Source organism: Sphingobium rhizovicinum, from assembly GCF_042647625.1.
Taxonomy (GTDB): domain Bacteria; phylum Pseudomonadota; class Alphaproteobacteria; order Sphingomonadales; family Sphingomonadaceae; genus Sphingobium; species Sphingobium rhizovicinum.
The window spans coordinates 1-21561 of record NZ_JBHRVU010000003.1 but is presented as its reverse complement, the minus strand read 5'-3'; the positions used below and the strand labels follow the sequence as shown (position 1 = coordinate 21561).

18 protein-coding genes and 1 pseudogene are annotated in these 21561 nt (G+C 64.6%); 14 read left to right on the top strand and 5 right to left on the bottom strand.

Translation table 11 applies throughout. The features are described 5' to 3' along the window. Nucleotides 1-37: 37 nt before the first annotated feature. On the bottom strand, nt 38-2461 hold the full coding sequence (locus ACFOKF_RS01335; protein ID WP_380792415.1) for a ligase-associated DNA damage response DEXH box helicase: 2424 nt from the start codon (nt 2459-2461) through the stop codon (nt 38-40). A gap of 192 nt (nt 2462-2653) precedes the next feature. Here ACFOKF_RS01335 and ACFOKF_RS01330 point away from each other — a divergent pair, with 192 nt between their 5' ends. The 3 genes from ACFOKF_RS01330 to ACFOKF_RS01320 all read left to right on the top strand — a co-directional run bounded on the left by ACFOKF_RS01330 (nt 2654) and on the right by ACFOKF_RS01320 (nt 5273). Next, nucleotides 2654-2851: a hypothetical protein gene (locus ACFOKF_RS01330; protein ID WP_380792412.1), complete on the top strand. Its 198-nt coding sequence runs from the start codon at nt 2654-2656 to the stop codon at nt 2849-2851. 143 nt (nt 2852-2994) lie between these two features. Further along, complete coding sequence (locus ACFOKF_RS01325) at nt 2995-4335, top strand: cystathionine gamma-synthase family protein (RefSeq protein ID WP_380792409.1); 1341 nt, start codon at nt 2995-2997, stop codon at nt 4333-4335. Then, entirely contained in the window at nt 4332-5273 is a 942-nt protein-coding gene (locus ACFOKF_RS01320; RefSeq protein WP_380792406.1) for a 2-hydroxyacid dehydrogenase, read from the top strand. The genes ACFOKF_RS01325 and ACFOKF_RS01320 overlap by 4 nt, the downstream gene beginning before the upstream one ends. A gap of 104 nt (nt 5274-5377) precedes the next feature. On the opposite strand, the gene ACFOKF_RS01315 is transcribed toward ACFOKF_RS01320, so the two are convergent. Beyond that, nucleotides 5378-6109, bottom strand: a complete 732-nt coding sequence (locus ACFOKF_RS01315; RefSeq protein WP_380792403.1) for a hypothetical protein — start codon at nt 6107-6109, stop codon at nt 5378-5380. Between the two features lie 230 nt (nt 6110-6339). On the opposite strand from ACFOKF_RS01315, the gene ACFOKF_RS01310 reads away from it, so the two are divergent. The 6 genes from ACFOKF_RS01310 (at nt 6340) to ACFOKF_RS01285 (ending at nt 13729) form a co-directional block, all read left to right on the top strand. Further along, nucleotides 6340-6789, top strand: coding sequence for a DUF3576 domain-containing protein (locus tag ACFOKF_RS01310; RefSeq protein ID WP_298400077.1), 450 nt, complete (start codon nt 6340-6342; stop codon nt 6787-6789). 95 nt (nt 6790-6884) lie between these two features. After that, nucleotides 6885-9413, top strand: coding sequence for a leucine--tRNA ligase (gene leuS / locus ACFOKF_RS01305; protein ID WP_380792400.1), 2529 nt, complete (start codon nt 6885-6887; stop codon nt 9411-9413). A gap of 54 nt (nt 9414-9467) precedes the next feature. Then, a complete protein-coding gene (gene lptE / locus ACFOKF_RS01300; RefSeq protein ID WP_380792397.1) occupies nt 9468-9968 on the top strand; it encodes an LPS assembly lipoprotein LptE in 501 nt (166 codons plus the stop codon). Then, the gene (gene holA, locus ACFOKF_RS01295; RefSeq protein ID WP_380792394.1) at nt 9965-10993 is read left to right on the top strand and encodes a DNA polymerase III subunit delta; all 1029 of its coding nucleotides are present in this window, start codon (nt 9965-9967) and stop codon (nt 10991-10993) included. Before lptE ends, holA begins: the two co-directional genes overlap by 4 nt. A 31-nt stretch (nt 10994-11024) precedes the next feature. Further along, nucleotides 11025-11423 (top strand): peptide-methionine (R)-S-oxide reductase MsrB, encoded by a 399-nt coding sequence (msrB, locus tag ACFOKF_RS01290; protein WP_380792391.1) that lies wholly within the window; start codon nt 11025-11027, stop codon nt 11421-11423. Nucleotides 11424-11623: 200 nt separating this feature from the next. After that, nucleotides 11624-13729, top strand: coding sequence for a transglycosylase domain-containing protein (locus tag ACFOKF_RS01285; RefSeq protein WP_380792388.1), 2106 nt, complete (start codon nt 11624-11626; stop codon nt 13727-13729). Nucleotides 13730-13733: 4 nt separating this feature from the next. Here the strand turns inward: ACFOKF_RS01285 and ACFOKF_RS01280 are convergent, their stop codons facing one another. Beyond that, complete coding sequence (locus ACFOKF_RS01280; RefSeq protein ID WP_380792385.1) at nt 13734-14711, bottom strand: aspartyl protease family protein; 978 nt, start codon at nt 14709-14711, stop codon at nt 13734-13736. 268 nt (nt 14712-14979) lie between these two features. Here ACFOKF_RS01280 and rho point away from each other — a divergent pair, with 268 nt between their 5' ends. Together rho and ACFOKF_RS01270 are read left to right on the top strand one after the other, a co-directional pair. Beyond that, on the top strand, nt 14980-16236 hold the full coding sequence (gene rho, locus ACFOKF_RS01275) for a transcription termination factor Rho (protein WP_298400045.1): 1257 nt from the start codon (nt 14980-14982) through the stop codon (nt 16234-16236). Between the two features lie 279 nt (nt 16237-16515). Further along, nucleotides 16516-17439, top strand: coding sequence for a methyltransferase domain-containing protein (locus ACFOKF_RS01270; RefSeq protein ID WP_380792381.1), 924 nt, complete (start codon nt 16516-16518; stop codon nt 17437-17439). A 94-nt stretch (nt 17440-17533) separates the two neighbouring features. Here the strand turns inward: ACFOKF_RS01270 and ACFOKF_RS01265 are convergent, their stop codons facing one another. Further along, entirely contained in the window at nt 17534-18502 is a 969-nt protein-coding gene (locus ACFOKF_RS01265) for a quinone oxidoreductase family protein (protein ID WP_380792378.1), read from the bottom strand. Continuing rightward, nucleotides 18502-19203, bottom strand: coding sequence for a dienelactone hydrolase family protein (locus ACFOKF_RS01260; RefSeq protein ID WP_380792375.1), 702 nt, complete (start codon nt 19201-19203; stop codon nt 18502-18504). The genes ACFOKF_RS01265 and ACFOKF_RS01260 overlap by 1 nt, the downstream gene beginning before the upstream one ends. Before the next feature lie 170 nt (nt 19204-19373). Here ACFOKF_RS01260 and ACFOKF_RS01255 point away from each other — a divergent pair, with 170 nt between their 5' ends. The 3 genes and pseudogenes from ACFOKF_RS01255 to ACFOKF_RS01245 form a co-directional block, all read left to right on the top strand. Further along, nucleotides 19374-19625: a DUF6489 family protein gene (locus ACFOKF_RS01255; protein ID WP_380792372.1), complete on the top strand. Its 252-nt coding sequence runs from the start codon at nt 19374-19376 to the stop codon at nt 19623-19625. Nucleotides 19626-19630: 5 nt separating this feature from the next. Next, nucleotides 19631-20922 (top strand): annotated as a pseudogene (gene mnmE / locus ACFOKF_RS01250) (tRNA uridine-5-carboxymethylaminomethyl(34) synthesis GTPase MnmE). A 59-nt stretch (nt 20923-20981) separates the two neighbouring features. Further along, the coding region (locus ACFOKF_RS01245; RefSeq protein ID WP_380792369.1) for an FAD-dependent oxidoreductase at nt 20982-21561 on the top strand (580 nt) is incomplete at its 3' end.

Below are 21561 nucleotides of genomic sequence, written 5' to 3'. Positions count from 1 at the left end.
CCAGATGATGCCATCTGCTTCGAAAATGCTCTAGGTCTCAGTCCGCCCGCATCGCCTCCGCGACCAGCGCTTCGGCCTCCATCAGCAGCGCGTCCTCCGCAGCGCTTTGCGCCACATGCTCCCGGCCGATCAGGATCAGCACCGGCACGGCGAGCGGGCTGACGCGGTCCAGCGGCACATGCAGCATCGTCGTGGCGGCGCGATCGATCAGGTCGCCCAGACGGCCCACATCGGTCATGCGCGCGCGGGCATCCGCCCAGGCAGCCTTGAGCAACAGATGGTCGGGCTGATATTTGCGCAGCACGTCGTAAATGAGGTCGGTAGAAAACGTCACCTGTCGCCCGGTCTTGCGCTTGCCGGGATGCTGCCGCTCGATCAGGCCGGAAATCACCGCCACATCGCGAAAGGCGCGCTTGAGCAGGCTCGACTGTTCGACCCAGTCGACAAATTCATGGTCCAATATGTCGGCGGAAAAGAGGCTGGCCGGATCGGTCACGGGCTTCATGCCATAGACGGCCAGCGCATAGTCGTTGGACACGAAGCCCAGCGGCATCAGCCCCTGACTTTCCATGCGCCGGGTCAGCAACATGCCCAGCGACTGGTGCGCATTCCAGCCTTCGAAACTGTAGCAGACCAGATAGTGCCGCCCCTCATGCGGGAAAGTCTCGATCAGCAGCTGGCCAGGCTGGGGCAGGGCGGAGCGCAGCTTCTGCATTTCCAGCCATTCGCGCACATCGGCGGGGAAACGATGCCATTCCTGCGGTTCGGCAAGAAAGTGGCGGACCCGGTCGGCGAGCCGCGTCGACATGGCCATGCGGGTGCCGCCCCAACTGGGGATGCGCGCCTGTTTCGTGGTGGCGCGCACCACCAGATCGCTCGTGTCCATCCGCACCACCTCCAGCGCCATGCCGGAGAAGAAAAAACTGTCGCCCGGCCGCAGCGTGGCGGCGAACCCTTCCTCCACCGTGCCGAGTTTACGGCCATTGGCGAAGCGCACGGCGAGGGCGGGCTGATCGACGATGATGCCGGCGTTCAGTCGATGCTGCTGAATGAAGCGGGGATGGGAGACGCGCCAAAGCGTATTTCCCTGGCCATCCGCCTCCTGCGTCAGTCGCTTGAAACGATCATAGGCGCGCAGGGCGTAGCCGCCGCCCTCGATAAAGTGCAGCACGGCATCGAACGCTTCTGCCGTCAGCGCGCTATAGGGCGTTGCCGACCGCACCTCTTCCAGCAATTCTTCCGCCCGAAACGGCCCGGCGCAGGCAAGGCCCATGATATGCTGGGCCAGCACGTCGAGGCTGCCGGGGCGGAAATCATCGGCGTCCCGTTCGCCTGCCTCGACGGCATCCAGCGCCGCGCGCGCCTCCAGATATTCAAAGCGATTGCCGGGAATCAGGATCGCTTCGGACGCCATGTCGAGCCGGTGATTGGCGCGGCCGATGCGCTGGAGCAGGCGGGACGATCCCTTGGGCGCGCCCATCTGGATCACGCAATCGACATTGCCCCAGTCGACGCCCAGATCGAGCGAAGCCGTCGCCACCAGCGCACGCAGCTTGCCCGCCGCCATCGCCGATTCCACCTTGCGCCTCGCCTCGATCGACAGGCTGCCATGGTGGATGGCGATCGGCAGGTTAGCGTCATTGGCCGACCAGAGTTCCTGAAAGATGAGTTCGGCAAGGCCCCGCGTGTTGCAGAAGACCAGAGTCGTCTGCCGCGCCTCGATTTCCGCCATCACCTGTGCCGAGGCATATTTGCCCGAATGGCCCGACCAGGGGACGCGCCCTTCGGGAATGAGGATCGCGACATTGGGGTCCGCGCCCGCTTCGCCCAGCACTGGCGTCACCATGTCAATATCGCCATCGGGTGCCAGCCAGGCGCGATAGGCGTCGACATCGGCCACCGTGGCGGAGAGCGCCACCCGGCGCAGCGCGGGATTGATCGCCTGCAATCGCGCCATTGAAAGGTTGAGCAGATCCCCGCGCTTCTGCGTGGCGAAGGCATGGACTTCATCGACGATCACCGTGCGGAGACGATCGAACATCAGCGCCGCGTCGGGATAGCTGAGCAGCAGCGACAGGGATTCGGGCGTGGTCAGCAATATCTGCGGCGGCCGGGCGCGCTGGCGCGCCTTCCGATCGGACGGAGTGTCGCCAGTGCGCGTCTCCACCCGGATCGGCAGCCCCATTTCCTCGATCGGCGTCAGCAAATTGCGCCGCACATCGACCGCCAGCGCCTTCAGGGGCGAGACATAGAGGGTATGCAATCCGTCGACCGGCGCGTCGATCAGGTCCGCCAGCGTCGGCAGGAAGCCGGCCAGCGTCTTGCCCGCCCCGGTCGGCGCGACCAGCAAAGCATGCGCGCCCGCCTGCGCCGCCGCCAGCATATCCATCTGATGCCGGCGCGGCCGCCAGCCCCGCGCCGCGAACCAGCTTTCGATAGGATCGGGAAGGGCGGCCGGCATGCATCCGATGTAGGATGCCCTGTCGCCGCTGTCACGGCCCCCGCGCCTTAGGGCAATCCCCATGTTGGTGCCGCCGCTGCGTTCATGATAGAAATCGTCATTCCCCTCGCCCCCGCGCAACCCCTGACGGAGTCGGGCGTAGTAGCCGTGGCAATGCAGGCGGGGCCGACATATGGAGAGGAAATACGGCCGATGAACGAGAAACAGGACATGCTGCCCCTGCCAGCATCGATGTTTGACGCCTGGTTCCTGCCCTTCGCCTTCTGGAGCGAGTGGTGGAATTTCTATGCTGAAACGCTGAATGTCGCTCATGCATGCCCGGTGCATGAGGGCCCCACACCGAATGACGCCAAAGTCCATGTCGAGGATGAAGAAGGGCTGGTCGCCTGACCCCAGCGGACAGGCTGCGGAATAATCATACAGGGCTGAGAAATATTGTTGCTCAGCCCTCTGGCTCTTTTCGGCAAGGCTGCGTTACACTCCTGCCCATGACAGCGACGCATCAGACGCCGCAAATAGCCAGGAGAAAAAAGATGACCGGCGAAACCCCGCCCCCCGTCACCGAAGCCGAACTGACCGGGGTGGAAGCGCCCGGCAACCGCCGTCGCCCCAAGGCGCCGATCATGGAAATTGACGGCCGCAAGCTGAAGCCCGCCACCTTGATGATGGGCCATGGCTATGATCCGACCCTGTCCGAAGGATCATTGAAACCGCCTATCTTCCTCACCTCCACCTTCGCCTTCGAAAGCGCGGCTGCGGGCAAGCGCCATTTTGAAGGCGTGACCGGCATCCGGCCCGGCGGCGCAGAGGGGCTGGTCTATTCCCGCTTCAACGGTCCCAATCAGGAAATTTGCGAGGACCGGCTGTCCGTGTGGGAGGAGGCGGAAGATGCGCTGCTCTTTTCCAGCGGCATGTCGGCCATCGCCACCACCCTGCTGGCGCTGGTCCAGCCGGGCGACGTAATCGTCCATTCCGCCCCCCTCTATGCCGCGACCGAATCGCTGATCGGGCGCATATTGGGCCGCTTTGGCGTGCAATGGCTCGATTTCCCGGCCGGCGCGACCGAGGCGGAGATTGGCGCGGTGATCGAAAAGGCCAGGGAGCTGGGCCGGGTCGCCCTGCTCTATCTGGAAAGCCCGGCCAACCCGACCAACGTGCTGGTCGATCTGGAGGCGGTGGTTGCGCGGCGCGACTCGCTGTTCGCAGGGGAGGCGCATGTGCCGCCGATCGCGATCGACAACACCTTCCTTGGCCCATTGTGGCACCGGCCAATCAAGCATGGCGCGGATCTCGTCATCTACAGCCTGACCAAATATGCCGGCGGGCATAGCGATCTGGTCGCGGGCGGGGTGCTGGGCAGCAATGCGCTGATCAACGCCATTCGCCTGATGCGCAACACGATCGGCACCATCCTCGATCCGCACAGCGCCTGGATGCTGCTGCGGTCGCTGGAGACGCTGGAACTGCGGATGAGCCGGGCGGGGGAGAATGCGGCGAAGGTCTGCGCCTGGCTGAAGGATCAGCCGCAAGTGGAGAAGGTCGTCTATCTGGGCTTCCCCGAAACGGAGCGACAGGCGGACATTTATCGCCGCCACTGCACCGGCGCGGGATCGACCTTCTCCCTCTATCTGAAGGGCGGGGAGGCGGAAGCCTTCGCCTTTCTCGACGCGCTCAAGATCGCCAAGCTGGCGGTCAGCCTGGGCGGCACGGAGACGCTGGCCAGCCATCCGGCGGCGATGACCCATTTGTCGGTGCCGGCCGAGCGCAAGAAGGCGCTGGCGATCGGCGACAATATGGTCCGCATCTCGATCGGGTGCGAAGACGCGGACGATCTGATCGCCGACTTCGCGCAGGCGCTGAGGCAGATCGGATGAGCGAAGCGCGCCCGGTCGTCCTGATCGCCCAGCCGCATCTGGCGCCCCTGCTGGCGGCGCTGGCGGCGGATTATGACGTCATGCCATTGTGGGAGGAGGCCGGGCGCATGCGCACAGCCGACACACAGGCGCTGGTGACGGCCGGGGAGTTCCGGCTCGATCCGTCGCTGCTGGCGGCGATGCCGCGCCTTGGCCTGATCGCCTGCTTCACCGTTGGTTATGACGGGGTCGATCTGGACCGGGCGCGGGCGCGCAATATCGCCGTGAGCCATGCCGGGGACGCCAATGCGCAGGATGTGGCGGATCATGCGATCGGCCTGATTCTCGCGCATCGGCGCGGAATCGTGGCGGGCGACCGGCAGGTGCGGGCCGGTCAGTGGGTGGCGGGGGCCAAGACGATCACCCGGTCGCTGTCCGGCGCGCGGCTGGGCATCGTCGGCATGGGCGCGATCGGTCTTGCCACCGCCCAGCGAGCCGAAGTGATGCGGATGCCGGTGAACTGGTGGGGACCGCGCGCCAAGCCGGAATTGCGCTCGCCCCGCGCCGACAGCCTGATCGCGCTGGCGCAGGAAAGCGACATTTTGGTGGTGGCGGCGAAGGCCGATGACAGCAATCGTGGCATGATCGATAGGGCGGTGATCGACGCGCTGGGCGCGGGCGGTCTGCTGGTCAATGTCGCGCGCGGGCAATTGGTCGATGAAGACGCTTTGATTGCCGCCTTGCAGGACGGGCGGCTGGGCGGCGCGGCGCTGGATGTGTTCGCGCAGGAACCAACCGATGCGGCGCGCTGGGTCGATGTTCCCAATGTCGTGCTGACCCCGCACACCGGCGGCGCGACCGATGCCGCCGTGGCGCAGATGCTGGAGATGCTGCGCGCCAATCTGCGCGCCTATTTTGCTGGCGAAGCCTTGCCTTCGCCCGTGCCGGGCTTTGGATAAGCGATCAGACTGAGATGCGCCTACCTTCAACCGTTCGCCCTGAGCTTGTCGAAGCGCGAACGGAAATTGAAAATATCTGATTTAAAGCAAGATGCTCAAATCGATCAGAATTTGAAGATGGTGCCCAGATAGACGGCCTGGCTGTCCTGCCGTTCGTCGGTCATCGGCGTCAGGCGACCCGCAACGCTGTTATTATAGCGTAGGCCCGCCGTCACGTTCAGATTGCGCGTCAGCGAATAGGAGCTGGCGAGATCCAGCGAATAATCCTTGTCCGCGGACGGATTGCGCACCGTAGCGCCCGTACCGGCTTCGCGATGGCTCTCGATCAGCATCTTTGTGCTGAACCGATCCTTCTTGCCGTCATCCAGCGAGAAATTCTTGGCGTCGACCATCGTTTCGACCGGCACCGGGTCCAGCGCCTTGCGGCCGACCGAGTCGGGCAGGGCGAACTTGCGCCAGTTGTGCACGCCGTTCAGGCTGAAGGCGACCGGCTTGATGTCCACCGGCGTCAGCGTGCGGTTGACCGCAACGCGATCGTCCGCCGCGCGGACCATCACCGTGACCGAACGCTGGCCGCTCAATGAACCGCTGGTCGGCGTGAAGCGGAAGCCTTCGCTGCTCGCCTTGGCCGCGATGCGCGCATAAGCGGCGGCGAGGCGCGGATCCTTGATCGTCGGCGTAAAGGAGGAGATGCTGCCCAGTGCGCCGAGCGACACGGGCGCCTCCGCGCGCAGCCGAGCCAGTTCGGACACCGCGCCGATCGCAGGAGACAGCATAAAGCCAGCCACGGCAACCGCCGCGCTCGCCAATGCCAGATGTCCCCTATTCACGCGCATGATCCGACTCTGTCCCCACCGACTGATATTTAGAAACGCATTACACCCAGAAAACCGCCACAGGCTAGTGGTAGAACGCCTTTTTGTCGGAGCTGTTGCATCGAATACACAGGGTCGGATGGCCTGCGCGCGATCACCCCGTCGCGTGCGCGCGTCGCGCCCCCTTGCCCCATGGCGCATGACCACTATAGAAGCGGGCAGTTTCTCGTCTTTTTAAGCTAGGACATGCCCTGATGGTCCGCCTTCCCGTCTCCCTTTCTTCCGGCCTGTTGCTGGCTGCCCTCCTGCCGCTCGCGGCATGTGGCGGCGGCTCCAAGGACCGGCCCAAGGCGGACCTCGCCGCGTCGAAGGTGACGACCATCGGCGTCAACGCCTATCTGTGGCGCGCCTCGCTCGACACCCTGTCCTTCATGCCGATGGTGCAGACCGATTCTAACGGCGGCGTGATCGTGACCGACTGGTATGCCAATCCCAACAGCCCCAATGAACGGATGAAGCTGACCGTGTCGATCCTGGATCAGGATCTGCGCGCCGACGCGCTGCGCGTCGCCGCCAGCCGTCAGGTCAACCAGAATGGCCAGTGGGTCGACGCCCCGGTCAAGGCGGCGACCACGCAGAAGCTGGAAGAAGTGATCCTGACCAAGGCGCGCGACCTGCGCCGCATGGCGATCTCCGGCTAAAGCCCTCCCTTCGGGCGTGGATAACGTCCTGTTTTCACACCATTGGGGCTGGGCTTGTGACAAGCCCAGCCCGATCGCATTTGTAAGGAAGAAAGATGCAGAGGCGCTTCAACCCGCTGGAGGCCGACGCCCGCTGGCAGGCGACCTGGGACGAGCAGCAGAGCTTCAGGGCGGATGACGCCTCGACCAAGCCGCGCTCTTATGTGCTGGAAATGTTCCCCTATCCTTCGGGGCGCATCCATATCGGCCATGTCCGCAATTATTCGATGGGCGATGTGCTGGCGCGATTCCGCCGAATGACCGGCCATGAAGTGCTGCATCCGATGGGCTGGGACGCCTTCGGCATGCCAGCCGAAAATGCGGCGATGGAAAAGAAGGTCCATCCCGGCAGCTGGACCCGCGACAATATCGCCAATATGCGCGCGCAGCTGAAAAAGCTGGGCTTCGCGATCGACTGGAGCCGCGAACTCGCCACCTGCGAACCGGACTATTATGGGCAGGAACAGGCGCTGTTCCTGGACATGCTGGAAGCGGGTCTGGTCTATCGCAAGGAATCGGCGGTCAACTGGGATCCGGTCGACATGACCGTGCTGGCGAACGAACAGGTGATCGACGGGCGCGGATGGCGTTCGGGCGCACTGGTGGAGAAGCGCAAGCTGTCCCAGTGGTTCCTGAAAATCACCCAGTTTGCCGACGACCTGCTGGAAGGGCTGAAGACGCTCGACCAGTGGCCCGACAAGGTGCGCACGATGCAGGAAAACTGGATCGGCAAGTCGGTCGGCCTGCAATTCCGCTTCCGGCCGGTTGCGCCGTTTGACACGGACATCGAAGTCTATTCGACCCGCCCGGACACGATTTTCGGGGCGAGCTTCGTCGCGATTGCTGCCGACCATCCGGTGGCGCAGGCGGTGGCGGCGAACAACCCCGACGCGGTCGCCTTCATCGAAAAGTGCAAGGAAGGCGGCACCACGGCCGCCGAACTGGAAACGGCCGAGAAGCTGGGCTTCGACACCGGCCTGACGGTCGCGCACCCCTTCGATCCGGAATGGCATCTGCCGGTCTTCATCGCGAATTTCGTGCTGATGGACTATGGCACCGGCGCCGTCATGGGCGTGCCCGCGCATGACCAGCGCGACCTCGATTTCGCGCGCAAATATATGCTTCCCGTAGAGCGCGTCGTCGCGCTGGAGGGCGAGGCCGACAAGCCGATCCACAACGAAGCCTATACCGGCCCCGGCAATCTGGTGAACAGCCGCTTCCTCAATGGCATGGCCGTGGAAGAGGCCAAGGCCGCCGTCATCGCGCGCGCCGAATCCGAAGGCTGGGGCGCAGGCAAGACCGTGTTCCGCCTGCGCGACTGGGGCGTGTCGCGCCAGCGTTACTGGGGCACGCCGATCCCGGTCATCCATTGCCAGGGCTGCGGCGTGGTGCCGGTGCCCAAGGATCAGCTGCCGGTCGTGCTGCCCGAAGATGTCAGCTTCGACATTCCCGGCAACCCGCTCGATCGCCATGCGACATGGAAGCATGTCGATTGCCCGTCCTGCGGCAAGCCCGCCGTGCGTGAGACGGACACGCTGGACACGTTCGCCGATTCCAGCTGGTATTTCATCCGCTTCGCCAGCCAGCCCAAGGACAAGCCGTTCGATCGCGCCACGGTCGAGCAATGGCTGCCGGTCGGCCAATATATTGGCGGCGTGGAACATGCGATCCTGCATCTGCTCTATGCCCGTTTCTGGACCCGCGCGCTTCAGCATATGGGGCAGCTGGGCTTTGCCGAGCCGTTCACCGGCCTGTTCACGCAGGGCATGGTGACGCACGAAACCTATAGCCGCGAACAGGGCGAGGGGTTGCCCCCCGTCTATTTCGCGCCCGGCGAGATCGACCGGACGTCCGATGGCGCGACGCTGATCGCCGACAACGCCCCGGTCGAGGTCGGCCGGGTCATCAAAATGTCCAAGTCCAAGAAGAATGTCGTCGATCCCGACGACATCATCGGCCAATATGGCGCGGACGCGGTGCGCTGGTTCATGTTGTCGGACAGCCCGCCCGAGCGTGACCTGCCCTGGACCGAGGCTGGGATCGAAGGATCGTGGCGCTTCGTCAACCGCGTCTGGCGTCTGTTCGGCGAAGCCGATGCGTCAGCCGAGGGGCAGGACAAGGCGCTGGACCGCAAGCTGCACCAGACCGTCGATGGCGTGGCCAGGGATATTGAAGGACTGGGCTTCAACAAGGCCGTCGCCAAGATTTACGAGCTGGTGAACGCGATCGAGAAGGCCAAGCCTTCGGCCAGCCGCACCGCCGCGATCCGCGGCCTTGCGCTGCTGGTCGCGCCCATGACGCCGCATCTGGCCGAAGAAGGCTGGGCGGAAATGGGCGGAGAGGGGCTGATCGCCAATGCGGCCTGGCCGGTGGTCGATCCGGCGCTGCTGGTGGACGATGAAGTCACCATCGCCTGCCAGGTGATGGGCAAGCTGCGCGACACCATCACCGTGCCCAAGGGGACGCCGAAGGACGAACTGGAAAAGCTGGCGCTCGCCGCACCCAATGTCATTCGCACGCTGGATGGCGCGACGCCCAAGAAGGTGATCGTGGTGCCGGACCGGCTGGTCAACCTAGTGATCTGACAACATCCGTTCGCCCCTTCGACAAGCAAGGGGCGAACGGTTATGGAGGTCCGCATGAAGCGCATCCTTCCCCTGCTCGCCGTCCCCTTGCTCCTTGCCGGCTGCGGCCTGCGCCCGGTCTTTGGCGGGGGCGGGCATGGCGCGGTCGCGCAGGCGCTGGGCAATGTCGAAGTCGCCCCGATCGAGGGCAAGAATGGCTGGCTGGTGCGCAATGCGCTCAACGACCGGCTGGCCGCCATGCGGGGCGGCGATGGTCCGCGCTACAAGCTGGTGGTGAAGCTGGACGACAATATCAGCGGTTTCGGCCTGCGCTCCGACGCCGCCATCACACGCGAACGGCGCACCCTGCGCGCCCGCTATCAACTGGTCGATCAGGCCACCGGCGCGCAGGTGCTGGACGATACCGCCGGGTCCGACGCGGGCATTGACGTCACGTCGAGCGAATATGCCACGATCGCGGCCGAAGACACGGCGCTGGAACGGCTGTCGCAGACGGTGGCGGATCAGATCGTCACCCGGCTGGCCCTGTTTTCGCGCAAGGCCGCCCATCCTTGAAGGCCAATCGCGGCCAGATGGAAAGGGCGTTGGACGCGCCACCGACCGACATCCGCTTCTTCCTGCTCTATGGTCCCGATGAGGCCGGGAGTCAGGCGCTGGCGAAGCGGCTGGAGCGCGCCATGGGGCCGCAGGCGGAACGGATCGACCTGGACGGCGCCACGCTGAAGGATGATCCGGCCCGCCTGTCGGACGAAGCCGCATCCTTTTCCATGTTCGGCGATCGGCGCTGGGTGCGCATCAGCGGCATGGGCGAGGAATCCGTACCTGCGCTGACCGCCCTGCTGGAGGCGGAGGCGGCGGGCAATCCCGTGATCGCGGTCGCCGGCGCGCTCAAGGCGACGTCGAAGCTGGTCAAGCTGGCGCTGGATCACAAGGCGGCGATGGCGCTGATTTCCTATCAGCCCGACCCGCGCGAGGCGGAGCAGATCGCGATCGGCATCGCGCGCGAAAGCGGCCTGCGCCTGCCGACCGATCTTGCCCGCCGGATCGTGGACCTGGCCAATGGCGACCGCGCATTGATGGCGGGGGAGGTGGAGAAGCTGATCCTCTATCTCGACGCCGCGCCGGATCGCCCGCGTGAGGCCACGCAGGAAGCGCTCGACGCCCTGTCCGCCGACAATCCCGACACGGAGATCGGCCCGCTGGTCAACGCCGTGCTGGGCGGCGACCTGAAAGGGATGCACCGCGAACTGACCAGCCTGACCGAAACCGGCGCGGCCATGGCGTCGGTCATACGGCCGCTGCTGACCCGCGCCATGCTGATCGCCGCGATCCGCGACGCCTTCGACGCCAGCGGCAGGCTGGAAGCCGCCGTTGAATCGGCCGGCAAGGCGGTGTTCTGGAAGGAGAAGGGGCTGGTGACGCGGCAGGTACGCCTGTGGGACGCCACCGGCATCGCCCGCGTCATCCAGCGCCTGCTGGAGGCTGAACGCGCCAGTCGCGGCGGGCGGGGAACGGGCGACCTGATGGTGCGCCACGAATTGCTGGCAATCGCGCGACAGGCCGCGCGCGAGCGGGCTTGATAGACCCGTCCTGCGGGGCCATATTGCTCCCATGGAGAAGATCACTCTGACCGAAGCGGAATGGCGCGAGCGCCTGTCCCCCGAACAATATCATGTGCTGCGCGAAGCCGGCACGGAACGCGCCTTCACCGGCAAATATAACAGCAACAAGGCGGACGGCGTCTATTATTGCGCCGGCTGCGGCGCGGAGCTGTTCGATGCCGATGAAAAATATGACAGCGGTTCGGGCTGGCCCAGCTTCACTGCGCCGGTCGATATCGACGCGGTCGAGGAAATTCGCGACGCCAGCCATGGCATGATCCGCACCGAAGTGCGCTGTGCTGCCTGCGAAGGGCATTTGGGCCATGTCTTTCCCGACGGGCCGGGCGTGAACGGCCTGCGTTACTGCATGAACAGCGCCGGGCTGGATTTTAAGCCGCGCGAAAAGTAGTAGCGACGCCGCGTTGCCGGGCGGCCTTTTACCGGCCGGTGCATGCCAATTTCATCCGGCCTCGATCATGACTGCACACCCCTCGTTCATCGCGGGGTAAAGCGTCGTTCGCCATGGACGGCGCGACGGTCTTTTTCCGCGCCGGTTGCAGGATTTGCGCTGGCCGGGGCCGGGATTAGCGCGTATCCGGGGCGGCACAAATGGCAGGATCAAGCAAGAGCAAGAGCGCCCCGCGGGGTCGCGTGAAGACATGGGCGGTGCGCGGGCTGAAGATCGGCCTGGCGGCGGCAGTGGCTGGATTATTGGCGGTGGTCGTCGCGGTGGTGATCGCGATGCAATCGCTGCCCGACTATAACAGCCTCAAATCCTCCCCCAATGGCCAGATGATCCGCGTCCACGCCGCCGACGGCAGCGTCATCGTATCGCTCGGGCCGAGTTTCGGCCAGTGGCTGAGCTATGACCAGATTCCGCAGGTCATGGTCGATGCGATGGTGTCGACCGAGGACAGGCGTTTCTACCTGCACCCCGGCGTTGATCCGATCGGCATGGCGCGCGCCGCATGGGTCGCGGTGGAACGGCGCGGGCAGGGCCGGCGCTGGCAGGGGGCATCCACGATCACCCAGCAGGTGACGCGCAACATCTTCCTCAACAACAGTTACAGTTTCGGCCGCAAGCTGCGCGAAATGGTGCTGGCGCTGGCGCTGGAGCGGAAATTCTCCAAGCGGCAGATTCTCGAACTTTACCTCAACAAGGTGTATTTCGGCGGCGGCGCCTATGGCATTGATGCGGCCAGCCGCAAATTTTTCGGCCACCCCGCCACCAGCCTGGACCTGCCCGAAGCCGCGATCATCGCCGGTCTGGTCAAGGCGCCGTCCAGCTACTCCCCCACCGCCGACGCCGAAGCAGCCGTCGGTCGCGCCGGCGTGGTGCTGGACCTAATGCAGGAAAATGGCGCGATTTCGGCCAGTGAGCATGCCAATGCCAATCTGGCCGGCGTCCGCATGGCGCCCGAGCCGCCGCAGAACAGCGTGCGCTACTTCACCGATTGGGCGCTGCCGCAACTCGATGTGCTGATCGACGAGCCGAACGAACCGTTGGAAGTCTATACGACGATCGACCTTGGCATGCAGAATGCCGCAACCGCGGCGATCAAGGCCAATGTTCCGGCAGGCACGCAGGGCGCGCTGGTCAGCCTGGACCGCGACGGGGCGGTGCGGGCGATGGTCGGCGGCCTCGATTATGTGACGTCCAACTATAATCGCGCCACCACGGCGACGCGCCAGCCGGGGTCCGCCTGGAAGATCTTCGTCTATATGGCGGCGCTGGAGGCGGGCTATACCCCCGATACGGGCGTGACCGACGAACCAGTGACGATCAACGGCTGGTCCCCGCGCAACGCCAATGGACGCTTCGCCGGCGACATCGATGTGCGCACCGCCTTTGCCTATTCGATCAACACCATCGCCGCCAAGCTGGGCGTGGAAGTCGGCTTCCCGACCGTCGCCGACATGGCGCGCCGCTTTGGCGTGTCGACGCCGATCAACACCCATCCTTCGATGGTGCTGGGCACATCGGACGTGCGTCTGATCGACATGACGCGCGCCGCGGCCTCGATCGCGCGCAAGGGCATTGCCGTGGCGCCCTATGGCATCACCAAGGTCACGACCGCCGACGGACGCCTGCTCTACCAGCATCAGGACGATACCAGCCGCGTGCTGGTGGCCCCCTGGGTCGCCGCCGGCATGACGGACCTGATGCAGACGGCGGTCAGCACCGGAACCGGCAAGGCGGCGCAGATCGGCCGTCCGGTGGCGGGCAAGACCGGCACGACGACCAGCAACAAGGATGGCTATTTCCTGGGCTTTTCCAGCGGTATCACCACCGGCGTCTGGATGGGGCGTGACGATGCCAGGGCAGTTGGCGGGCTACAGGGTGGGCGTGCGCCGGCTCGGGCCTTTGCCGACTATATGAAAGTCGCCGTCGCCAAGCGCCCGGTCGAGCAATTCGAGACGGAAGTCACCCTACCCGAATGGCAGCTGGAGCCGGACGATGAAGCCTATTATGGCCAGCCCGACAACGGCATGCAGTCGGGCGGCATGATGGTCGATGAGAACGGCCTGCCGATTGATCGCGCCCGCCCCGGCGGATCGGATGCGGAAAGCGATGCCGACGAACAGCAGATGGAGGTAGACCCGCAGGATCGTCCCCAGCCGCCCAAGCTGGACCAGCAATGGATCGACAATGTGCTGGGCCGCGATCGGCAGCGCCAGCAACAGCCGCAGAACCGGCCGACGCAGGGGCAGTAAAACCTTATCCCTTGCCCTGATCGTTCGCGGCAAAGCGCGTCTTTTCCAGCGCGCTGGCGTCAGGCAGCAGGAAATCGACCTTGCCCCGGCCGAAATCGATCGCCACCCGATCGAATATCCGCAGCGCGCTGATCCCCAGCAGCAACGCCGGCTTGTCCTCCAGCCCCAGTTCCGCGAACGGACTGGCGTCGGCGAAGAGCACCGGCACCTCGATCAGGTTGACGCGCCCCATGCGCACCGACTTGATCCGCCCGACCTGCCCGGTCAGCGTGCCGCCAGTCACGCTGGTCAGCGTCGCTTCCATCATCGCCGGCGCGCGCTTCTTGGCGATCAGCCGGTCGCGCAGCGCCAGATTGCCGATGCTGAAATTGGTTCCGGTATCCAGCATGATATTGACCCGCATGCCGTTGACGTCGGAATCGAGCAGGATCAGCTGGCCGCGCTTGCGCCGCGCCTCCACGACGATCGTGTCGGGATCGACCGACACGCGCCGATTGGGTCCGCTATTGGCGATTTCCATCCGCCCGGTGCGGAAATTGAGCGTCACCCGCTTGGCATGCAGGCTGTCGAGGCCGAGCAGGCCCGGCGCGCCCAAATTCTCTCCCTCCAGCACCGGCGCCTGAATATCGTCGATCATGTTGCCGCCAAAGCCCAGCCGGGGCAGGGCGACGGTGTGCGCTTCCGACCGGCCAGTCATGCTGAGGATCGTGACCGTGTCCCGCGGCGGCAGCGCCAATTGCTGGGCCAGTTCGCGGGCGATGACGGTGCGCTGCGATCCGGTGTCGATGATGAAGTTCCACGGCCCCTTGCCGCCGATCGAGATGGGGATGGTGACGCGCGCATCGGGGTCCGTAGTCGTTCGGACGACCGAAGGCGGCTGGTCGGGGTCAAGCGCCGGGGCATCCTGCGCGGCCAGCGGGGATCCGCCGATCGCCAGCGCGATCCCCAGCGAGGCCCATGTCGAGACAGGGAAGCGTCCCATATCCTCGTCCTTCAAATTTTCTTATGCGCTTCTTATATCATGACAGCCGGCCATCGCGCCAGCGGCTCGACTGGCCGTCCAGGCGCGCTTTATGGCGATTTTCCGTTGAAATCCGTCATCATCCTGCCTTGACGAGACAGGCGACGGATCGCTAAACGCAAATCTATCTCTCCTCGCCCGTCCGGAGCGAGGGTTTCCGGCTTTCCTGTCCGGCTATCTCCTTCCTTTCCCATCATTTTTCTTTCCACCGCATCGGACCGACTCGCAAATGCACCTCAAGGACCTCAAAAAGACTGTTCCCGCCGACCTCGTCACCATGGCCGAGGAATTGGGCGTGGAAAGCGCATCGACGCTGCGCAAGCAGGACCTGATGTTCGCGATCCTCAAGGCCGAGGCGGAAAATGGCGAACAGATCATGGGCGAGGGCACGATCGAGGTGCTGCCGGACGGCTTCGGCTTCCTGCGCAGTCCCGAAGCCAACTTCCTGGCCGGTCCCGACGATATTTACGTCTCGCCCAATCAGGTCCGCAAATTCGGCCTGCGCACTGGCGATACGGTGGAAGGCGAAATCCGCGCGCCCAAGGATGGCGAGCGCTATTTCGCCCTGACCAAGCTGCTCTCGGTCAATTTCGACGATCCCGATGTGGTCCGTCATCGCGTCAATTTCGACAATCTGACGCCGCTCTATCCCGAACAGAAATTGCGCCTCGACACGCTGGACCCCACGGTCAAGGACAAGTCGGCCCGCGTCATCGACATCGTCAGCCCGCAGGGCAAGGGCCAGCGCACCCTGATCGTCGCGCCGCCCCGCGTCGGCAAGACCGTGATGCTCCAGAATATCGCCAAGGCGATCACCGACAACCATCCCGAAGTCTTCCTGATCGTCCTGCTGATCGACGAGCGCCCGGAAGAAGTCACCGACATGCAGCGCAGCGTGAAGGGCGAGGTCGTGTCCTCCACCTTCGACGAGCCGGCCACCCGTCACGTCCAGGTCGCCGAAATGGTGATCGAAAAGGCCAAGCGTCTGGTCGAGCACAAGAAGGACGTCGTGATCCTGCTCGATTCGATCACACGCCTCGGCCGCGCCTACAACACCGTCGTCCCTTCGTCGGGCAAGGTGCTGACCGGCGGTGTCGACGCCAACGCCCTTCAGCGCCCCAAGCGCTTCTTCGGCGCGGCGCGTAATATCGAGGAAGGCGGCTCGCTCTCCATCATCGCCACCGCGCTGATCGACACCGGCAGCCGTATGGACGAAGTCATTTTCGAAGAGTTCAAGGGCACCGGCAACTCGGAAATCGTGCTGGACCGCAAGGTCGCCGACAAGCGCATCTTCCCGGCGCTGGACGTCGGCAAGTCGGGCACCCGCAAGGAAGAATTGCTGGTGGAAAAGCCGACCCTCAGCAAGATGTGGGTGCTGCGCCGCATCCTGATGCAGATGGGCACGGTCGATGCGATGGAATTCCTGCTGGACAAGATGAAGGACAGCAAGACCAACGAAGATTTCTTCGCGACGATGAATCAGTAAAACGACCGGCGATGCTGCGGCATCGCCCGCCAACTGGTTTTTATGAAAGCCGGATCGGCCGACGCCCGCTCGTCTGCCGATCCGGCTTTTCCCTTATCGCAATGTCCGCTGTTGACGATGCCATCACATCTTCCCAGGCATCCTGGCATCCGCTCAACGCCAAAGATCTGCATCATCTCGGCTGCAATTTCTCCAGTAAACAGCGCATAGTAACCGCTTGTGATTGCTAACCTCAACGGTTAGCGTCGCCCGTCTCCAAAGGGGAAGGGGTCTCCATCAATGTCAGAATTATCGCACATCTTCGATCAGATGCGGGCCAGCCCGATGAATGATTGGGTGGGCGGGTCCGACCCCGAACTGGTGGGCGACGCATCGATCGGCATTCTCACCCGATTGCTGCCGCTACATAACCAGTCCCGGATTCTGGATTTTGGCTGCGGCATTGGCCGTGGTCTGGTGTCGCTGTGGAAGGCCGGGGTTCGCCCTGAACAGCTGATCGGCATGGACATCATGCCGCCGGTGATCGATTTCTGCGACCAGCAGATCGCGCCATATCTGCCCGGCACCAAATTCGAGCTGATCACCGGCGCCAATCATCATTATGACGCCTTCATCGATCGTCAGGCTGGCAAGTCGCAATCGGCGCTGAGCGAGCAATATCGCGACAATTTCACCGATGCCTATGCCTTTTCGGTCTTCACCCATGTCACCCAGGCCGATTTCCAGTCCTTGCTGCATTTCGTTTCGTCCATGCTGCGTCCCGGTGGGCGCTTCATGTTCACCTGCTTCGAACTGAACGACTTTTCCCGTCACATGGTCCTGTCCGGGCAAGCCCTTTTCCCGCTCGATCCCGAACGGATGCGGCGGGCGGGCGACGTCCTGACCGGTAATGACGCCGACCCCCTGGCCTTCATCGCCTTCGACCGGGCATTGATCCAGAAGATGGTGTGGAATGCAGGGATGGCGATCACCAAGGTGGATTATGGCTGCTGGATGGGCGGCGGGCTAGGCGGCGGTTTGCAGGACGCTATCGTCTGCACCAAATTGCCGCTGCTCCAGGCCGTCGACCAGATCCAGCACACGGCTCTGGTCGCGCGCGACGCGCCGGCAACCGAGCCTGCCGCCCCCATCGATCTGCCTCAGGATAGCGAGGCGCCGTCGCGTTTCCGCAAGATGATGCAGCATTGGCGCCCGCGCAAATGACATTGCGGTGGAGCGGAGGGGCAACGCTGCTCCGCTCAACCACCCCTGTCATGATGGGGCACTACCAGCACAGCAGCGAGCAGCGCCCTCATCGTCAGGGGATCAGCACCGTCGCCCCTGTCGTCTGGCGCGCCTCCAGCGCACGATGGGCCTGCGCTGCATCGGCAAGCGCGAAACGCTGGCCAATCTGCGCCTTCACCACCCCGTTCTGCATCCGGTCGAACAGCCGCCCGGCGGTGTGCGCCAGTTCATCCGCCGTCGCGATATAATCGAACAGGGTAGGGCGGGTAACGTAAAGCGATCCGCCACGGCTGAGGTCGAGCAGACTGACCGGCGGCACCGCCCCCGACGCATTGCCATAGCTGACCATCAGGCCGCGCCGCTTAAGACTGGCGAGCGAAGCGCCCCAGCTATCCTTGCCCACGCCGTCATAGACCACATCGACGCCCTTGCCCCCGGTCAGGTCGCGCACCGTTGCGGCCAGATCGTCAAACGCGCCGGACAGGCTGTGATCGGCCTCGACAGAGGCCGCCTTTGCCGCCGATCCGCAATGGGCGATCACGATCACGCCCTTGTCCCGCAGCCATGGCACCAGGATCGATCCGACACCGCCAGCGGCAGCATGGACCAGCGCCACCTGCCCGGCCTGTAGCGCGATCGTGTCTTCCGCCAGATAGCAGGCGGTCATGCCCTTGAGCATCATCGCGGCGGCGTCCTCGCTCGACACGGCGTCGGGGATTTTCACCGCCCGATCGGCCGGGACGATGCGATGCGTGGCATAAGCGCCCAGACCGCTGGCGCAGCCGACCCGATCGCCGACGGCAAAGCCGTCGACACCCGCGCCCACGGCGACGACCTGCCCGGCGCCCTCCGACCCCAGCGGGGTGGGCAGGGGGGCGGGGTAAAGGCCGGTGCGATAATAGGTGTCGATGAAGTTGAGGCCGACCGCATCCTGCGCGATCAGCACTTCGCCTTCGCCCGGTTGGCCCGGATCAAAATCCTCGCGCGCAATCACCTCCGGCCCGCCATGGCTGCGGGCCACCATCCGCCATGCGCCCGACATCAGGCAAGCGCCGCTGCGAAGAAGTCCGCGGTCCGCTGGTCCGCCAGTTGCGCGGCGTCCTCGACCCGGCGATTGCCCGTCTCGGCCGCGAAGCCATGGTCCAGCCCTTCATAATCATGCAGCGTCACATGGCGATTATCGGCCAGCCCGTCATGCATCGCCTTTTGCGTTTCGGGGGACACGAAACCATCATTGGTGGGAATATGCAGCATGGTCGGTTTGCCGATGGCATGCTGTTCCCCCAGAAGGCCATCGATGCCCACGCCATAATAGCCGACAAAGGCATCGCCATCGGTGCGGCAGGCGCTCATGAAGGCGATGCGGCCGCCCAGGCAATAGCCGACGACGCCCACCTTGCCTGCGCCGCCAAGGGCAGAGCGCGCCGCCTTGATGGTCGCCTCAATATCGCGGATGCCCTGATCCTGATTGAACTTCGGGATATAGGCCAGCGCCTGCTCCATTTCCGCCGGCACATCGGCATCCAGTTCGACATGCGGCTCCAGCCGCCAGAACAGATCGGGTGCATAGGCCAGATAGCCTGCCTTCGCCCAGCTCTCGCATTTATGGCGAATGCCTTCATTCACGCCGAAAATTTCCTGGATGACGATAATCGCCGCGCGCGCTTCGCCTTCAGGCTGCGCCACATAGGCGTCGAATTGCGCATCCCCTTCCAGAGTGTCGATCGGGGTGAAGCTGCCCATGCCATGATCCTTCCGCGGAGTGAGATTGGGTCGCATATTGGCCGATCCGGGGAGTCGCGCAACCACCTGCCGCGTTTAAAATTTGCGTTGATGCGGCTATTTGCGGCATGACGGCACGACGCGATCAAACGGCCCCATGCGGCCGGCCGCCAACAGGGAAGAGCAGGGACATGAAAGTATCCGTCGACGTGGATTGCACGCCCGCCGAGGCCCGCGCCTTTCTGGGCCTGCCCGATGTCACGCCCATTCATGACAAATATGTCAAGACGATGCTCGACAGCTTTGATGGCGTCGGCAGCGTCGAGCAGATGGAAACGCTGTTCAAGAGCTTCTCGCCACTGGGCGATGCGGGCATGCGCCTGTTCCAGCAGATGATGAATGTCGGTCTGGCGGGCATCGGCGGCAAGGACGAGAAGAAATAAGGTCCGTGTCGAAGGGTCAAGACGACAGCATTTTTGCCCTGTCGAGCGGTGCGCCGCCAGCGGGGATCGCGGTTATCCGGATCAGCGGGCCACGGGCGCGCAGCGCGCTGGAGGCGCTGGCGCGGCGCATCCCCACGCCCCGCACCGCCAGCCTTGCCCTGCTGAAAGATCCGCGCGACGGCAGTCCGCTCGATCGCGCCCTGCTGCTCTGGCTGCCCGGTCCCGCAACCGTCACGGGCGAGGATATGGTCGAACTCCATTGCCATGGCGGCCGGGCCATCGTCGCGGCGGTGGAGGATGCGCTGGCCGCCATGCCTGGATTGCGCCGGGCGCAAGCGGGCGAATTCACTCGCCGCGCCTTTGCTCATGGGCGCATGGACCTGAACGCGGTCGAGGGTCTGTCCGATCTGCTCTCCGCCGAAACCCAGGGCCAGCGCCGCGCGGCGCTGCTGATGGCGGAGGGGCATTTTTCCCGCCGGATCAATGGCTGGCGCAATGAATTGCTGACCCTGTCCGCCATGGCCGAAGCGGCACTCGATTTCTCCGACGAGGATGATGTGCCCGATGACGCGATCGAGGCGCGGATAGGGCAGGGCATCGCCGCGCTGGCGCAGGATGTCGGCGCTATTCTCGCCGCGCCATCGGCCGAGCGTTTGCGCGACGGCGTTCGCGTGGTGCTGGCCGGCCCGCCAAATGCCGGCAAGTCGACCTTGCTCAATGCATTGGTCGGCCGGGACGCGGCGATCGTATCCGACATTGCCGGCACCACCCGCGACCGGATCGAAGTGCCGGCCGCGATTGGCGGCACCGCCTTTCTCTTCACCGATACCGCCGGCCTGCGGGACGAGACGAGCGACGCGATCGAGGCGATCGGCATCGACCGCGCCCATGCCGCGCTGGAGGCGGCGGACATCATCCTGTGGCTGGGCGAGGCCGATGCTTTGCCGCGCGCCGACGCGATCCTGATCGCCGCCCAGAGCGACCGCAGCGAAGCGGCGCGGCCCGGCCTATCCCTGTCGGCCCGGACGGGGAGGGGATGGCGATCCTGATCGAAACCCTGCTCTCAAGCGCCGCCACCCTGCTGCCTGGCGAGGGGGATTATGCCCTGCATGCGCGACAGAGACAAGAAGTTGGACAGTTGTGCGCGCATCTTGATGCAGCCGCATCGACCGGCGATTTGCTGGTAGCTGCCGAGGAATTGCGCCTTTGCCGCCGCGCGATCGACGCGCTGACCGGGCAGGCCGGGACCGAGGATATGCTGGACCGGCTCTTTTCGGGATTTTGCATCGGCAAATAGATGCTGTTCCACGTGGAACAATTTTGACCACGATGCCCCAAATCTGATAAGGGCGCGTCATGCGAACAAGCTATGATGTGATCGTGGTCGGCGGCGGCCATGCCGGCTGCGAGGCAGCCGCTGCGGCGGCGCGCAAGGGCGCGTCGGTGGCGCTGCTGACTTTCGAGAAAGCGACGGTCGGCGCCATGTCCTGCAACCCGGCCATTGGCGGTCTGGGCAAGGGGCATTTGGTGCGCGAGGTCGATGCGCTCGACGGCCTGATCGCGCGCGCCGCCGATGCCGCAGCCATTCATTATCGCATGCTCAACAGCAGCAAAGGTGCGGCCGTACAGGGACCGCGCATTCAGGCCGACCGCAAACGCTATCGCGCCGCCATCCATGCGATGCTGGATGCGCAGGCTGGTCTGGATATTGTCGAAGGCGAAGCGGCGGCGCTGCTGCTGGAGGATGACGCCATTGCCGGGATCGCACTGGCGGATGGCCGTGCGCTTCAGGCGTCCTCCGTCGTTCTCGCGACCGGCACCTTTCTGGGCGGCAAGCTGTTTCGGGGCGATGAGCGCGAAACGGGTGGACGCGTCAATGAACGCGCTGCAACCGCGCGGGGCGTGCAGTTGCGCGAACTCGGCTGCCGATCGCCCG

Excerpts from the sequence above, each read along its gene's own strand:
- ACFOKF_RS01335 (WP_380792415.1), bottom strand. The coding sequence starts at position 2,461 with ATGCCGGCCGCCCTTCCCGATCCTATCGAAAGCTGGTTCGCGGCGCGG.
- ACFOKF_RS01330 (WP_380792412.1), top strand. The coding sequence starts at position 2,654 with ATGAACGAGAAACAGGACATGCTGCCCCTGCCAGCATCGATGTTTGAC.
- ACFOKF_RS01325 (WP_380792409.1), top strand. The coding sequence starts at position 2,995 with ATGACCGGCGAAACCCCGCCCCCCGTCACCGAAGCCGAACTGACCGGG.
- ACFOKF_RS01320 (WP_380792406.1), top strand. The coding sequence starts at position 4,332 with ATGAGCGAAGCGCGCCCGGTCGTCCTGATCGCCCAGCCGCATCTGGCG.
- ACFOKF_RS01315 (WP_380792403.1), bottom strand. The coding sequence starts at position 6,109 with ATGCGCGTGAATAGGGGACATCTGGCATTGGCGAGCGCGGCGGTTGCC.
- leuS (WP_380792400.1), top strand. The coding sequence starts at position 6,885 with ATGCAGAGGCGCTTCAACCCGCTGGAGGCCGACGCCCGCTGGCAGGCG.
- lptE (WP_380792397.1), top strand. The coding sequence starts at position 9,468 with ATGAAGCGCATCCTTCCCCTGCTCGCCGTCCCCTTGCTCCTTGCCGGC.
- msrB (WP_380792391.1), top strand. The coding sequence starts at position 11,025 with ATGGAGAAGATCACTCTGACCGAAGCGGAATGGCGCGAGCGCCTGTCC.
- ACFOKF_RS01285 (WP_380792388.1), top strand. The coding sequence starts at position 11,624 with ATGGCAGGATCAAGCAAGAGCAAGAGCGCCCCGCGGGGTCGCGTGAAG.
- ACFOKF_RS01280 (WP_380792385.1), bottom strand. The coding sequence starts at position 14,711 with ATGGGACGCTTCCCTGTCTCGACATGGGCCTCGCTGGGGATCGCGCTG.
- rho (WP_298400045.1), top strand. The coding sequence starts at position 14,980 with ATGCACCTCAAGGACCTCAAAAAGACTGTTCCCGCCGACCTCGTCACC.
- ACFOKF_RS01270 (WP_380792381.1), top strand. The coding sequence starts at position 16,516 with ATGTCAGAATTATCGCACATCTTCGATCAGATGCGGGCCAGCCCGATG.
- ACFOKF_RS01265 (WP_380792378.1), bottom strand. The coding sequence starts at position 18,502 with ATGTCGGGCGCATGGCGGATGGTGGCCCGCAGCCATGGCGGGCCGGAG.
- ACFOKF_RS01260 (WP_380792375.1), bottom strand. The coding sequence starts at position 19,203 with ATGGGCAGCTTCACCCCGATCGACACTCTGGAAGGGGATGCGCAATTC.
- ACFOKF_RS01255 (WP_380792372.1), top strand. The coding sequence starts at position 19,374 with ATGAAAGTATCCGTCGACGTGGATTGCACGCCCGCCGAGGCCCGCGCC.